This is a genomic window from Caballeronia sp. M23-90 (assembly GCF_053574605.1).
The window spans coordinates 1-280 of record NZ_JBSIPA010001028.1 but is presented as its reverse complement, the minus strand read 5'-3'; the positions used below and the strand labels follow the sequence as shown (position 1 = coordinate 280).

Below are 280 nucleotides of genomic sequence, written 5' to 3'. Positions count from 1 at the left end.
CGCTCGCTACGAATTGAGTACAGCACCTGCAGCAAAAGAGCGCGCACCAGCTTCTCCGGCGCGATGCTCGGGCGGCCTCCTTTGACGTCCGCCTCATACATCCGCGCGAACACATCGTCCATGCGTTCAAGCGCGTCATTGAGCCACGTGCGGATCGGACGCAACGGATGGTCCTTCGGCACGAAATCATCCAGCTTCAACACTGTGAACATAGATTCGGTAAAGCCATCCGGTCCGCGCATCTGTTCCATCTCGTTCTCATTGATGACATCAGTTCAAC

General features: G+C 56.4%; 1 protein-coding gene. It reads right to left on the bottom strand.

Annotation, left to right across the window (positions count from 1 at the left end; all coding sequences use genetic code 11):
* Nucleotides 1-242 (bottom strand): transposase (locus tag ACRXB1_RS37635; protein ID WP_449494968.1); only part of this gene is annotated, 242 nt, incomplete at its 3' end.
* Nucleotides 243-280: the final 38 nt, after the last annotated feature.